Source organism: Chryseobacterium pennae, from assembly GCF_003385515.1.
In the GTDB taxonomy this organism is placed as follows: Bacteria; Bacteroidota; Bacteroidia; order Flavobacteriales; family Weeksellaceae; genus Chryseobacterium; species Chryseobacterium pennae.
The window spans coordinates 82,497-96,945 of record NZ_QNVT01000007.1; the positions used below are offsets into that span (position 1 = coordinate 82,497).

The following is a 14,449-nucleotide window of genomic DNA, read 5'->3' on the forward strand; positions in this document are numbered from 1 at the left end:
TTAATTATTCATTAGGTTTACCTTCTTGTGATGTAATCAACCAAAATTTAAGAAAATCGATATCTCTTAAACCCTCAAATAGGCTTTTAACTTTAGGGTATTTTGTTGTAACGTCACCTTTGATGGCTAACTTGTAGTCAGGATTAACGCTTAAACTTTCTTTTACCCAGTCAATTAATTGCTTATTTGTACTATCCATAGGAATCCCTGAAGGACTCTTGTAATTTTTCTGCTCATCTTCAGGCAAATCCAAATACCCTTTTAATTGGTTCATTGGAACTCCAATAGCCTGAACTTTCTGGAAAGCTGCTTTTTGATTATTATCAAAAGTAACGCCATACTTTTGACCCATTTTATCTAAAAGTGCAAGTCTTTCTGATGCATTTTCTACTGGCTGGAAATAAAATTTCCCGTCCGGTGTAGCATTAATAGTCATTAAACTACCATCAGGAAGTAATTTTTCCGAAATTGAAGATGGCGGTTTGATCTGCTCCACATCAGGTTTTTTAAACTGCGTGGTCATAATAAAGAACGTAAGTAATAGGAACGTAACGTCGCACATCGCGGTCATGTCCGTAACTACTCCATGTCTTTTTGGTTTAATTCTCGCCATTATTTTTATAAATTATTTTTTAAACTTCTTTTATTGTGCAAAACACAGTTCCATCTTAGTGGAATTCAGCAAAAGACTGTTGGATGCTCATTGCGATCTCGTCGATCTTATAAGTTAACCCGTCAATTTTAGAAGTAAAGAAGTTATAAAGAATAATTGCTACTGCAGAAGTACCAATACCTAATGCCGTGTTGATCAAGGCTTCAGAAATACCGATTGATAAAGCTGCTGCATCAGGAGTACCTCCACTAGCACCTAAAGCGAAGAATGCTCTAATCATCCCGATTACCGTTCCTAGTAGTGCTACTAACGTTGCAACAGTACCTAATGTAGAAAGGATCATCATGTTTTTCTCAAGCATTGGCATCTCAAGAGTTGTAGCTTCTTCGATAGCTTTGTTAAGCGCTACCATTTTCTGCTCTTTATTTAAAGTAGTATCGTGAGCAAGTGCTTTGTAAGTAGTAAGACCTTCTTTTACAACGTTCCCTACAGAACCTTGTTGTCTGTCGCACTCTTCTAAAGCTTCGTCAATTTTGTTTCCGTTTAGTAAGCTTCTTACTTTTACTACAAAGTTGTCTACATTACCTGAACCTGAAGCTTTGCTTAATACAAAGTATCTTTCAAATGAGAAAACAATTACAGTAATCATGAATGTTACAAGTAATGGTACAATAACACCTCCCATGTAGATCATCCCTAAGAATCCTTCTGGATGCATCTCTTTACCTTCTACATCAGAAAAAGCAACTGATGCACCTGCTAATCTTGGATCAGCTTTAAAATTACTTGGACTACCTAAAACGAATAACCAAATACAAATCCCTATAACTAATAGAATAGGAATAATAACAGCTGGATTTAAACCTCCCGCTTTTCTAGCAACTACTTGCTCATCATTTTTTGAAACATTCATTTCCATATTTAACTAAATTATATTGTTTTAAAATTTTACAGGGTGTAAATTAAAGGCAAAATTAATTAAAATGCAAGAGTCTTAATTAAACATTTTGATATTTTTTAATAAAGAAAATTTAATACGATTTTGATATTATAATTATTCGCAAATATTTTATTTATTTTCCTCAAATTTAACATTTGAGTTAAAAAATCTAAAAAATAAGGACTCCATTTTTTTTAATTTCCCAATGTTAATTTTTTTTTAAATTACGATATTCACAATACGGTGAGGGACTACAATGATTTTTTTAGGGGTTTTGCCTTCCAAAATCTGTTGCATTTTCTCATTTGAAATCACCAAATCTTCCACTTCCTTTGCAGATAATTGAGCTGAAAGAGAAATTTTGAACTTCATTTTACCGTTTACGCTTACCGGATACTCAATTTCATCCTCAACCAGATAATCTTCATTCAATACCGGGAATTGTTCAAATTCTATTGATGTACCGTTTCCTAGTAAATTCCACAATTCTTCACAAATGTGAGGTGCATACGGAGAGATGATAACGGATAACGGTTCTAAAATATTGCGCTTGTTACATTTAATTTTCTGCAACTCGTTTACAGCGATCATAAATGAAGATACCGAAGTATTGAAAGAGAAGTTTTCAATATCATAAACTACCTTTTTAATTAAGGTATGTAGAACTTTATATTCTGCTTTCGTAGGCTCTTCATCAGAAACTTCAAATACATCCCCGTTGAAATAAAGATTCCAGAATTTTTTAAGGAAACCGTATACTCCACTTAGACCTTGTGTATTCCAGGGTTTGGATTGCTCTAATGGACCTAAGAACATTTCATACAATCTTAAACCGTCTGCTCCGTACTCTTCACAGATGTCATCAGGATTTACCACATTATATTTAGACTTGGACATTTTTTCTACTTCACGGCCTGTGATGTATTTTCCGTCTTCCAAAATAAACTCTGCATCGGCATAGTCTGGCCTCCATGCTTTGAATGCTTCAGTATCCAATTCATCAGATGTTCCTTTTAATAAGGATACATCTACGTGGATCTGCTGGGTCTGGTATTCGTTGGCTAAATTTTTAGATACGTATTGATTAGTACCATCAATTCTGTACACAAATGCACTCATTCCCAAAATCATCCCCTGATTGATTAATTTCTGGAAAGGCTCATCACTGTTAATGTACCCTCTGTCTTTTAAGAACATGTTCCAGAAACGGGAATACAATAAGTGACCGGTTGCATGCTCACTACCTCCTATATATAAATCTACCTGTCCCCAATAATCTGAAAAATTCTTAGCACAGAATTCACCATCGTTCTGAGGATCCATATATCTAAGGAAATACCATGAGCTTCCAGCCCACCCTGGCATTGTAGATAATTCTAACGGGAATATTGTTTTGTCATCAATTAAATCTGTAGCAACTAATTTCTGGTTCTCTTCATCCCACGCAAATGTTTTAGCATTTCCTAGTGGTGGATCTCCATCTTCGGTTGGCAAATATTTTTCAACTTCAGGAAGTTCCAATGGTAAAGCAGAAACTGGTAAGGTATATGGCATTCCTTCTTTATAATATATAGGAACCGGTTCTCCCCAATAACGTTGTCTTGAGAAAATCGCATCACGCTGTCTGTAGTTTGTAGTTCCGTGACCGATACCTTTCGTCTCAATTTCTGCAATTATTTTTGACTTGGCATCATTATAATTTAATCCATTTAAGAAATCTGAGTTTACACAAACAGAGTCTTTAGAATCAAAAGAGTTTTCCTGAACGTCTTCTTCAGTTTCAACTACTTTTTTAATTTCTAAATTAAATTTCTTTGCAAACCTGTGGTCACGCTCATCATGTGCAGGAACAGCCATCACGGATCCTGTTCCATAACCCATCAATACATAATCTGAAATATAGATTGGCATTTTTTCTCCACTGAATGGATTGACAGCATAACTTCCTGTGAAAGCTCCGCTCACGTTTTTCACGTCAGACATTCTGTCTCTTTCCGTCTTTTTGGAAGTTTCTTCTATATAAGTATCTACTTCCACTTTCTGAGCATCGGTAGTAATGGTATCTACTAAAGGGTTTTCCGGAGCCAATACCATAAAGGTTGCTCCAAAGATGGTATCAGGTCTTGTGGTAAAAACCTCAACAATTTCGTCATGTCCTTCTACATTAAACTTAACCTGTGCTCCCTGAGATTTCCCGATCCAGTATTCCTGAGAATCTTTCAACGGCTGTGGCCAGTCTAAAGTAGAGAGACCCTGCAATAATCTTTCAGAGTATGCAGAAATTCTCATACTCCACTGCATCATCTTCTTTTGGAATACAGGAAATCCTCCTCTCTCAGATTTCCCGTCTTTTACCTCATCATTGGCTAAAACTGTACCCAATGCAGGACACCAGTTTACCGTAGTCTCTGCTCTGTAAGCAAGACGATAATTTAGTAAGATATCTTCTCTATCAATAGCTGAAGCGTTTGCCCATTCTTCTGCAGTGAAATTCAATTCATCGTTCTGATTGGCACTTAATCCTTCTGTTCCCTTTTCTTCAAAATGTTTGATCAGGGTATCAATAGCTTCGGCCTTATCAGTATTTTTATTATACCAGGAGTGGTACAATTGGATAAAAATCCATTGTGTCCATTTATAATAAGATGCATCGGAAGTTCTTACTTCTCTGCTCCAATCGAATGAAAATCCGATTTTTCTTAACTGCTCTTCGTATCTGTTGATGTTTTGCTCTGTTGTGATTGCCGGATGCTGACCTGTCTGGATCGCATACTGCTCAGCAGGAAGCCCGAAGCTGTCATATCCTACCGGGTGGAGAACGTTAAACCCCTGATGTCTTTTGTATCTCGCATAGATATCTGACGCAATGTATCCCAGTGGATGCCCTACGTGAAGTCCTGCTCCGGATGGGTACGGAAACATATCGAGTACATAAAATTTAGGTTTATCGGTATTGTTGGAGGTTTTATAGGTTTGATTTTCCTCCCAATATTTCTGCCACTTTTTTTCTATCTGCTGATGATCGTAAAACACTTTATATAGATGTTATATGTTAGACTTTAAATAATTGGATTGTTTTCTTTTAAACAAGATTCACAAAAATAATGATTTTAAAGGAAATAGAAATTTAAATTATGATGAATTGTAATTCTCGGTTCAACAAAAAGGTCCCATCCGAAGATGAGACCTTTATTATATCTTGAAATACACTATTAAGGCTTAGCGCTTACCCTTTTAAAAGTAATAGTTCTTGTTTTATAAATTGTAGGATCTTCGGTTTCTTCTCTTACTGATAAATTGAGCGTAGTGGCATCCAATGTTACCACTTTTGTATTTACCGGTGCTACCACTCCCTGGTATTTCATCTGAAGGGCTTTGCTGCTCTTATCATATGAATAGGTAAAGTTTTTATCAGGCAAAATGTTACAAGCGGTTCCTGTAGTAGGATCCTGCACATCTATTCTTTTCCCGCTTGTCTCAGTACTGAACCACCATCTGGACATTTTCTGACATTCGGTATAAGTAATCACATCTGAAATCGGTTGCTCACCTACCTCAACGGTAGTAACCACCTCTTTTATCGGTTGCCAGAATCCAATAATCGGTTCTTCTATAACAATTTCGTTGCTATTATTACATCCGGTAGTTACCAATAATGATAAACCTAAAAATAGTAGTGCTAATTTCTTCATAGATCAATTTTTTCAAGCGCTAAAATTATACTTTTTTTGATTTATATTACTATTTTTTGTGAAAAATTATTTTATCAGCTTTTATTTATACATATTTTAAAACATTGAGAGGCTATATTGCCTTTATTTAACAAATATTGAACATTCGAAAACACCTCTGTTTTATTAAAAAAGTTATTTTTGTAACAAAGAAAAAAAATGCAAGCTATAACGAAAAACAATTTTGACTTCATTCGTGTTCTCCTCGCTTTTATTGTCTTCGTAGGACATCTGGGCGCTTTAAGTGCTTCTGAAAAGCTATTATTCTTAACACATAGCCCTGTTGAAGTTGCTGTTTTCTCGTTTTTCATTGTGAGTGGTTTTCTGATTGCAAGAAGCTATGAAAGGGCATCAAGCCTAAAAAGCTACGCCAAGAAAAGGTTCAACAGGATTGTCCCTGCTTATCTGCTTGTTGTATTCCTTTGTGCTATACTCCTGAGTCTGGTCAGTACTTTATCTTTTACTGAATATTTCAGCAATACACAGGTTTATAAATACCTTTTCTGGAATTCACTATTCCTCAATTTCAAAGCTCCATGGCTTCCGGGTGTATTTGGCAACCAGGCTGTAAACGGGGCATTATGGACTCTTAAGATTGAAATATGTTTTTATATAGCAGTTCCACTGATGTTCTTACTGTTTGGAAAGAATAATAAATACCGAACCATTAGCCTGATCGTTCTTTATTTCATTTCTCTGGTCTATCTCAATTATTTTGAAATGACAGGAAAAGCAGCACTTTCAAGACAGCTTCCGGGTTCATTATGTTATTTTATCGGAGGAATGCTTGTTTATTTTCATTTCGACAAATTTATCAAGCATAAACATTTACTTTTTATCATTGCTATTATTACGGTCTGGATTGATCTTATTTTTAAAATAAAACTTTTTTCCCCGATAATGATCAGTATTATTGTTCTGTATATTGCTTATTCCTTCAGCTTCCTGAATAATTTCGGGAAATACGGGGATTTCACTTATGGAATTTATATTTTCCACTTCCCTATCATCAGGGTATTTGCCACATTGGGACTTTTTGCCAACTACAATCCTTACCTTATGAGTATTGTATGTATGTTTACAGTCATCGGAGTGGGAATAGCCTCATGGCACTTGTATGAAAAAAGATTTTTATAATTTTACACCTATTTTAAAACGCGAATGAAAGACCTTGTCTCCATTATCACTCCCTGCTATAATTCAGCTGAATTTATAGAAGAAACAATACAATCTGTTCTGAACCAAACCAACGAAAACTGGGAATGGCTTATTACGGATGATCTTTCTAAGGACAGCACTGTTGAGATGATCAGAAAATACAATGATCCAAGAATCAAACTTAAGGTTCTGGAGAAAAACGGAGGTGCAGGAAATGCGAGAAACAACAGCCTTGAAAGAGCTCAGGGAAGATATATTGCTTTCCTGGATTCCGATGATTTCTGGCATCCTGAATATCTTGAGACCATGACAGATTATATGCAGGAACACAACGCAGAGCTTGTATACTGTAATTATTCAAGATGTGACGAGCAGCTTCGCCCTATATTAAAAGATTTTCTAGCGGATAAGGTGGTTACTTTTTCGAATTTACTGAAGACATGCCGGCTGGCTCCGGTTTCCACGATGTATGATACCAAAAGAGTAGGGAAATTTTTATTCCCTGTAAAAAGTAAGCGTGAGGATCATGTGATGTGGCTAAATCTGCTAAAAGTAATCCCGGAAGGAATTCCTATCAATAAAACAATGGCAAAGTACAGAATGCGGGAGAACAGTGTTTCCAGAAAGAAAAAGAATATCATTAAGGATCAGTATCTGGTGTACAAAGATTTTATGGGATTCTCTACATTAAAATCTTTGTATTATACGGCAAATTGGGCCTTAAATGGGTTTATGAAATATTCAAAAATATTCAACTAAAATGGAGTATTCAAAAGAGTTTAAAGCAGCATTGAGTGCTTTTACCGGCACAGAGAAGGATAAACTTATTTTCAGACTTCTGAGAAAGGATAAATTATTGTCTAAAAAACTGTATTTCGAGCTTATCGATCCGGAAACCACTGATGATAAAAGAAATGCCAAGGAAGCGGATGTAGAAGAAAAAATTATTTTAGCCTCTAAATATATTGGTAATGCAAAATATTTCCTGACCATTATCCGGAAACTAAGTGCAGAAATTACAGAACATGTTAAGATAACAACAGATAAATTTGGAGAAGTTTCTCTGAATTTATTGATGATCGACAAGGTTTTGGATTACAATAATGACCTTAGCAGACAAAGATTTGACAACGTCTATAAACTCTATCTTTATATCATCAATAAACTATTTAAATCCTTGATTCTGATAAAGAAACTGGATGAAGATTATTGGATGGAATTTGATGAGCTCCTAAGAAGCATTTATCAAAAAATACTGGAGAACAATTATCTTCAAAAACTATGTATTAATAACGGACTTGATCTTAATTGGTTTGAATCAGACAATATTCCCGAGAATATCGATCAGATTATGAAAGAGATAAAAAGTCAGGGGTTTTTACGATAGAATCTTTTGCATAATCATCTGGGTAGAATCGGGTTTTTCGCTAACGAATTTTTCTGCATTTCCGGACATTTCTGCAAGTTCTTCTTCATTGTCTTCACCGGAAATAAATAAAACAAATTCTGCAGCGGCATGTTCGTCTGCAAAAGACTTTCCTCCATTCACAGAGAGTAGATCATCTGCCTCAGGATTCTTTTTATAATGATTTCCAAAGATCACCGGAACGCCGAATGTGGCCGCTTCCAGAATATTATGAAGACCGGCATCATGAAAACCTCCTCCTACAACGGCTATATCGGCATAGGAATAAAGCTTTGACAATAAGCCAATACTGTCAATAATCAAAATTTGAGCATTGAAAACGGTATGTTGGGTATCTTTGATTTCACTGTACAATAAAGCATCAGAAAAGGTATTTTTCAGGTGCTCTACTCTTTTAAGGTCATGAGGAGCAATAATCATTTTAAGGGTATTATTTTTAAGGGAAACCATTTCTGCAATTTTCTCTTCCGACTGCCAAGAACTACCAAAAACAACCACTTTATTACTCCCTATAAAATCTGTAATATGATCCACATGATTATCACGGTTCCGAAGTTGCTTCACTCTATCAAATCTTGTATCTCCCGTTACTGAGGATCTTACCAACCCAACACTCTTAGCTAGTGCAAGTGAGAATTGGGTCTGATGAAAAAACCAATCTACATTTTCTTTAAGCTGTTTTACCAGCCACTTTCCATAAGAAGTGAAAAACGATTGTCTTTCATAGAACAATGCTGAAATTACATAGATCTTAGTATTTTTTCCTTTAAGTGCTGCCAGCAGGTTATACCAGTAATCATACTTAACCGTAAAAAATAGTTTAACATCAAATTGCGATATAAACTCTCTTACCATGCTTTTTTTATCAAATGGCAGATAACAGATCACATCCGCAATATGTTTCTTCTTAACAACATTATCATATCCTGACGGTGAAAAGAAGGTTATCAGAATTTTATAATCAGGAAATTGTTCTTTAAGCTTTTCCAGAACAGGCAATCCCTGTTCATACTCTCCTAAACTCGCGGCATGCATCCAGATCACCTTATCTGTTTTGGAGAAAGCAGACTTCACTTTATTCAAAGACTCCTTCCTTCCATCAACGCCCTTTTTAGTTTTATCGTGAAATAAAGCAAAAACCTTCATTCCAAAGATAAGAAGGCTGATAAATATGTTATAAAGTAATTTCAATTTTGATGGATCTAGTTGTTAGATTTTGTTTTACTTTCCCGAACCGATTTTATAAGTCCAATTCCAATCACAGCAAACATTAACCCTAAAATAAACAAAACAGCATCACTAAGCTCTGTCTGCTTTCCTTCTGCCACCCGGATACTTTCAACAATAATATCCAGAAATAAAATCATCACTGGAAGCTCCAGAGAAAACAGATATAGTTTCAATGTTTGTGTATTACGAAAGCTTTGGGGAACATTCAGTAACGGAGAATTCGGATTTCCGGACATTCTAAGAAAAAGAAGGTGAATCAAAGTAGCAATACCTACTAAAAACCAAATTGTTGCTTTCCCGGATTCCCCATCTACCTTTCCCTGAAAATTAAAATGGGTAGGAATGATATCAGGCAGCTCAGCATATTTAACTCCTGTAAAAACCCAGATTACAATCAGTAACAGAGTATTCACGATTAATAATATGCCGGAAGTTTTCATATTTTAAATAATACTTTTAAGTACTCTCAGCTTATGGGTATGCTTATTCATTTCCTCGTTAAAAATTCCGGTAGAATCCAACGTATCAATTCTCACTTTTCCTGAGGCATGAATAATCTTCTGGTTTTCCAGCATGATTCCAACGTGGATAATTTTTCCTTCAGCGTTTTCAAAGAAGGCAAGGTCACCGGGCTGTGTTTCTTCCACAAAAGTGAGAGCCTCCCCCACCTCAGCCTGTTGGGAAGCGTCTCTGGGAATTTTAATATTATGTACTTTGTATACCAACTGCGTAAACCCTGAGCAGTCTACTGCAAAAAAGCTTTTGCCACCCCATAAATAAGGAACGTTAAGAAATTCTTTGGCTGTAAGTGCAATGCTCTCCCTCACATCATGACTTCTTCTTGAAGCAACAACAGGAAACTCCACTTCAGACCCCATAGAAAGAAGGGTTTTCCCATCTTTCATCAATACGGAGGAAAAGTCTTCTGTAACTACAGTAACTTTTCTCTTCGCCAGTTCTTCGTCTGTTACAGGCCTTAGCTGCTTGGTATCTATCCATCCTTCATAGCCGTCATAGTGCATTTTTATTCTGGTCCAGTTTTTATCGACCTTCAAAATATCTGCACTTTCCCCAAACAATATTTCTGTAACAATCTCTGCTTTGTCAGAACCTTCTGCACGAACCGGCGCTACTGTTACGATACAAATCCCTTTATTCATTTTATTCATTTAGAAATTAGGAAAGTAAAAGATGTGGAAATTACATTGCATGTATTTCTCCTGTCTTTTAATTATTTTCTTCTCAGAAAATTTACTCCATCACGCAAAGGTAAAATAAGATTTTCAAAATCTTCGTCTTTTGCCACTAAATCATTCAGCTCCTGAATAGACTGAGTAGATTTAAGTTTTGGATTTTCCTCAAGTACTTTTCCATACCACAAAACATTATCGAACATCACTACTGATCCGGATCGGGTATGAGGCTTTATCAATCTGAAATAATCTGCATAGTTTTCTTTGTCTGCATCTACAAAAATCAAATCAAAAAATTCATCTGTTTCTTTTAAAAATTCTTTAGCATCCTGAAGTTTAAAATCAATCTGAGCAGCATATTCACTGGATTCAAAATATTTCTTTGGCAGATAGGCCAGATCTTCATTCACATCCAATGTAGTGATCTTACCGTCCTTTGCTAATCCTGAGGCCAGGCACAGAGTAGCATATCCTGTAAACGTACCTATTTCAAGGATACTTTTAGGTTGCAGCATTTGGGAAATGATAGTCAGCAACCTTCCCTGCTGATAGCCTGAAATCATGTGCGGCTGTGTTGTTTTCTGATAAGTTTCTCTTCTCAGTTTTTTCAGAATTTCTGATTCTGAGGAAGCGTGTGCTTCCAAATATCTATCCATTTCAGGATTCTTTTCTTCAAAAAAACTCATACAATTTTAATTTAAACAAATTTAAGGATTTTAAAATTCTTTTTAAACAAACCGCCTCTGGTCAGTATAAGATAAAAAAAGAGAGGAATTAATTCCTCTCTTTTTCTTAGGTGTATCTAACTTTTAAGTAAAAAATCATTATATGGCTATACAATATTGTCTTATACCGGCACAGACCCATCCTGGGCAACACTTTGTCTGTGGACTGGTACAAAATATCTGAGGATTACATCCTTTAATAGCACCTTGTACGGTTTTCATTTCTCCTCTTGAAAGTTTTTTTGAATTTTTCATAATTATTTTGTTTAGTATTAATTTCCTACTCTTTAAGATTTTCGGACAACTCTATATTTATTTCCTATTATGGAGATTTAAATATATGCATTCTTTTATTAATCAGGCAATTATATTTATAATAAAATATCTTATAGAATTTACCCCTCTAAATTCCGGGAAAAACACCGTACAAAATTCCGGGAAAATACGGATGTTTTTTATGAGGCATTAATGATAAGTTTGCAAAGAGAACGAAGGGGTAAAAACACTGGAAAACAAAATGATTGCAGAAGACCAACTACAAACTAACCATGAGAATCAAAAAAAAGTACCTCTGAAAAGAAGTACACAGTCTTCTGCAAGAAAAAACAAGACTGAAATATCCAATCCTTTTTTGAAGCGAATTATTTCCCTTTTGAAAAAAGAAGAATTAATTTGATTAAAAAATAAATCCCGAATTTCTTCGGGATTTATTTTTGGAATATTTTTATAACGAAATATCTATTTATACATCTCAAGTATTTGTTTCAGAGCAGTGATCTGCTTATTAATACTCTCCTTTTTCTGTGGATTGTTTTTCAAAAGTTCGTTCTTTTTATTCAATCCGCTCTCCAACATATTATAAATTGCTTTTTTAATCTCTGGAGTTTTTACCATTTGAGCTTTTGCACTATCTAAAATCCTGGTAATTCTCTCCGTAGCAGCAATATTATCAGACTCCATAATCCTGTTGAATCCTTCTTCTGCAGATTTCCCCAATTCCGGATTATTGGGTTTTATTAATGGATAAAAAGCTACAATGGGAACAGTATACTGCATCTGGGAATCTATTTTATTTTGAACAACAATAGGAAGCATTTTGATAAGTACATCCTTAGAAGCCTCTGAAAGATCAATCTTATCAGTAAGAGTTTTCGTTTTTGAGGGATCAGTAGCAATGATGGCAAGTAGTGAATTTGTTTTTACGGCATTAGATACCGCTCCTATTCCTTTTTCAAATACCGGCAGATATTTTTTATTTTTTGTCTTTATCAAAGCAGAGATAGCCGCAGCCTGCACTAACGTTCTTGGATCATTAACTGCCAATTTTTCAACTTCTGTTGCCAGATTTTTATTCTGATATGTATTGGTAAGATCTAATATTTCCAACGCTTTAATTCTTATTCTGAAGAAAGGGTCCTTTAAGGCAGCAGACAACAGTTTAACAGATGCCGGATTACTCAGATCATCTTTAATTCCGGCCAATGCTTTAAGGCGACTTAAAAATTCTTTAGAATGGGTAAACTGCATTAAATTTTGTTCTGCTGTTTTCTTCTCTGTGATTTCGGAAAGTAATATTCCGTCTGCATTGATATTGATCAGGTCAGGTTTCCCGGAAGCATTAAAACTAAAAGTATTTTTCGCCCTGGCATTTACCCAAACATTATACCTTGTAGGTTTTCCATTATCATAGACATCTATTGCCAAAGGAAACTCAAAAGGGACTTCTTGTGATTGATTAATGACTACTTCTACCTGTTTTTTAACAGGCTCAAAAGTATATGAATACTCTAATTTGGGATTCCCGTTTCCGTAATACCATTGGTTAAAAAACCAATTCAGATCTTTTCCTGATATTTTTTCAAATGATAATCTTAATTGCTGGGCCTCTGCATTTTTATATTCATAGGTTTTTAAGAAATCAGTTGTTCCTGCAAAAAAAGCATCATCCCCTAAATAGTTTCTCAACATGTGAAGAATGCCGCCTCCTTTCTCATAGGATACCACATCAAAAACATCTTCGGGAGAATCATAACTGAATCTTACAAGATCTTTCTTAAATTCCGAAGGGTTGCTGATATACTTATTGATATTAGACATTAAATGATAATCTGCCTGATCTTTTCCATATTTGTATTCGTTCCAGAGATATTGGGAATAGTTAGCAAATGATTCATTCAACGTAAGATTACTCCAGCTCTCTGCAGTTACCAGGTCCCCGAACCAATGATGAAACAGCTCATGAGCAATATATTCTTCCCATCTATTTTCATCAATTAATTGTCCTGGTTTCTGCAATACTCCCATATTATGAAGGGTAGCAGTTGTGTTTTCCATGGCTACGCTTGGATAATCTCTTCCGGTTATTTGTGAATATTTCGGCCAGGGATAGTCATAGTTTAGCTTTTTAGAGAAAAACTCCATCATTTCAGGGGTATTTCCGAAGATCTGTCTGGCATAAGGTTCATATTCCTTTTCTATATAATAATCTATTGGAACATCCTTCCATTTATCTTTTACAACACTATATTCTCCAACCCCCATAAAGAAAAGATATACCGCATGCCTTTTCTCCATTACCCAATGATCCGTTCTCATATTACCGGATTCTTTCTGCGACTCTTTTAAAATACCATTAGAAAGGGTTATGTATTTATCCGGAACGGTCATATAAATTTCCTGGGTAGTTTTTTGATTCGGTTTATCAATAGTAGGAAACCATACAGATGAAAATTCAGATTCACCATCTGTCCAGATTTGGGTAGGTTTATCAGAATCCTTGCCATCGGAATTAATGAAATACAACCCCTTTGCCGGACTTCCCTGTTGGTCCACTACATTAGGCCGGGAAGTATATTTGATATAAACCGTATAATCCTGATTTTGGCTGTATGTTTTATCCAGGTTGATTGTAAGAAGGTTATTACTGTACTGATACTTTAATGGAAGCTTACTTCCTCCTCTATCCATTGCCACTTCGTGAATCAGCATTCCTTTTGCATCCAGCACCAATGAATCTGACGGATAGAAATAAGGTGATGCCGTAAGCCATTCTTCTCCGTTCATTTCCTCCTTCTGGTAATCAAAATTTACTTTCAGTTTGGTATGCTTCAGTTCTGTTTTTTTCGTATGGGTTGCTTTATATATTTTTTCTCTTCCTGAAGTCTCTGTTTGGGCAAAAGCCGTTCCGGATAAAGAGAAAACTAATAAGCTTACCGATAGAATAATTCTTTTCATATGATTATTATTTTTATGGGTAAATTCATGATAAGCGGTGGCAACCTCCTTTCTCAGCAGTAAAACATCTCATTGATTTCCAAAGATCATATCAATTTATTTTCAATAAGTAGAGCTATTGATTTAAAAGTTACATCCAAAACAGACATTTCATTGCATAAAAAAAGATCCCGAAAAATCGGGATCTTGTGTACTGTAT

13 protein-coding genes are annotated in these 14,449 nt (G+C 35.3%); 3 read left to right on the top strand and 10 right to left on the bottom strand.

All coding sequences use genetic code 11. The annotated features are described in order from the left end of the window. Nucleotides 1–4: 4 nt before the first annotated feature. From DRF65_RS09360 to DRF65_RS09375, 4 genes are all read right to left on the bottom strand, one after another. Nucleotides 5–613 (bottom strand): ExbD/TolR family protein, encoded by a 609-nt coding sequence (locus DRF65_RS09360; protein ID WP_115970498.1) that lies wholly within the window; start codon nucleotides 611–613, stop codon nucleotides 5–7. Nucleotides 614–668: 55 nt separating this feature from the next. Beyond that, the gene (locus tag DRF65_RS09365) at nucleotides 669–1,532 is read right to left on the bottom strand and encodes a MotA/TolQ/ExbB proton channel family protein (RefSeq protein WP_115970499.1); all 864 of its coding nucleotides are present in this window, start codon (nucleotides 1,530–1,532) and stop codon (nucleotides 669–671) included. A 240-nt stretch (nucleotides 1,533–1,772) separates the two neighbouring features. Beyond that, entirely contained in the window at nucleotides 1,773–4,586 is a 2,814-nt protein-coding gene (gene leuS, locus DRF65_RS09370) for a leucine--tRNA ligase (RefSeq protein ID WP_115970500.1), read from the bottom strand. Between the two features lie 179 nt (nucleotides 4,587–4,765). After that, nucleotides 4,766–5,245, bottom strand: coding sequence for a lipocalin family protein (locus tag DRF65_RS09375; protein ID WP_115970501.1), 480 nt, complete (start codon nucleotides 5,243–5,245; stop codon nucleotides 4,766–4,768). Between the two features lie 198 nt (nucleotides 5,246–5,443). Here DRF65_RS09375 and DRF65_RS09380 point away from each other — a divergent pair, with 198 nt between their 5' ends. The 3 genes from DRF65_RS09380 to DRF65_RS09390 are packed head-to-tail and all read left to right on the top strand — an operon-like array spanning nucleotide 5,444 to nucleotide 7,829. Then, a complete protein-coding gene (locus DRF65_RS09380; RefSeq protein WP_115970502.1) occupies nucleotides 5,444–6,421 on the top strand; it encodes an acyltransferase family protein in 978 nt (325 codons plus the stop codon). Nucleotides 6,422–6,445: 24 nt separating this feature from the next. Continuing rightward, nucleotides 6,446–7,201 (top strand): glycosyltransferase family 2 protein, encoded by a 756-nt coding sequence (locus tag DRF65_RS09385; protein WP_115970503.1) that lies wholly within the window; start codon nucleotides 6,446–6,448, stop codon nucleotides 7,199–7,201. A 1-nt stretch (nucleotide 7,202) separates the two neighbouring features. After that, nucleotides 7,203–7,829 (top strand): calponin homology domain-containing protein, encoded by a 627-nt coding sequence (locus DRF65_RS09390; protein ID WP_115970504.1) that lies wholly within the window; start codon nucleotides 7,203–7,205, stop codon nucleotides 7,827–7,829. On the opposite strand, the gene DRF65_RS09395 is transcribed toward DRF65_RS09390, so the two are convergent. From DRF65_RS09395 to DRF65_RS09415, 6 genes are all read right to left on the bottom strand, one after another. Continuing rightward, on the bottom strand, nucleotides 7,821–9,059 hold the full coding sequence (locus tag DRF65_RS09395; RefSeq protein WP_115970505.1) for a 3-deoxy-D-manno-octulosonic acid transferase: 1,239 nt from the start codon (nucleotides 9,057–9,059) through the stop codon (nucleotides 7,821–7,823). The genes DRF65_RS09390 and DRF65_RS09395 overlap by 9 nt on opposite strands. Nucleotides 9,060–9,070: 11 nt before the next feature. Further along, nucleotides 9,071–9,538 carry a DUF1648 domain-containing protein gene (locus DRF65_RS09400; RefSeq protein ID WP_115970506.1) on the bottom strand — a complete coding sequence of 156 codons (468 nt, stop codon included), beginning with the start codon at nucleotides 9,536–9,538 and terminating at the stop codon, nucleotides 9,071–9,073. Nucleotides 9,539–9,541: 3 nt separating this feature from the next. Further along, a complete protein-coding gene (locus tag DRF65_RS09405; protein WP_115970583.1) occupies nucleotides 9,542–10,258 on the bottom strand; it encodes a C40 family peptidase in 717 nt (238 codons plus the stop codon). A 71-nt stretch (nucleotides 10,259–10,329) separates the two neighbouring features. Continuing rightward, nucleotides 10,330–10,977 carry an O-methyltransferase gene (locus DRF65_RS09410; RefSeq protein ID WP_115970507.1) on the bottom strand — a complete coding sequence of 216 codons (648 nt, stop codon included), beginning with the start codon at nucleotides 10,975–10,977 and terminating at the stop codon, nucleotides 10,330–10,332. Between the two features lie 138 nt (nucleotides 10,978–11,115). Continuing rightward, complete coding sequence (locus DRF65_RS29340) at nucleotides 11,116–11,271, bottom strand: CCPGW family putative bacteriocin (RefSeq protein WP_409013142.1); 156 nt, start codon at nucleotides 11,269–11,271, stop codon at nucleotides 11,116–11,118. A 483-nt stretch (nucleotides 11,272–11,754) separates the two neighbouring features. Next, entirely contained in the window at nucleotides 11,755–14,250 is a 2,496-nt protein-coding gene (locus DRF65_RS09415; protein WP_115970508.1) for a M1 family metallopeptidase, read from the bottom strand. Nucleotides 14,251–14,449 lie beyond the last annotated feature (199 nt).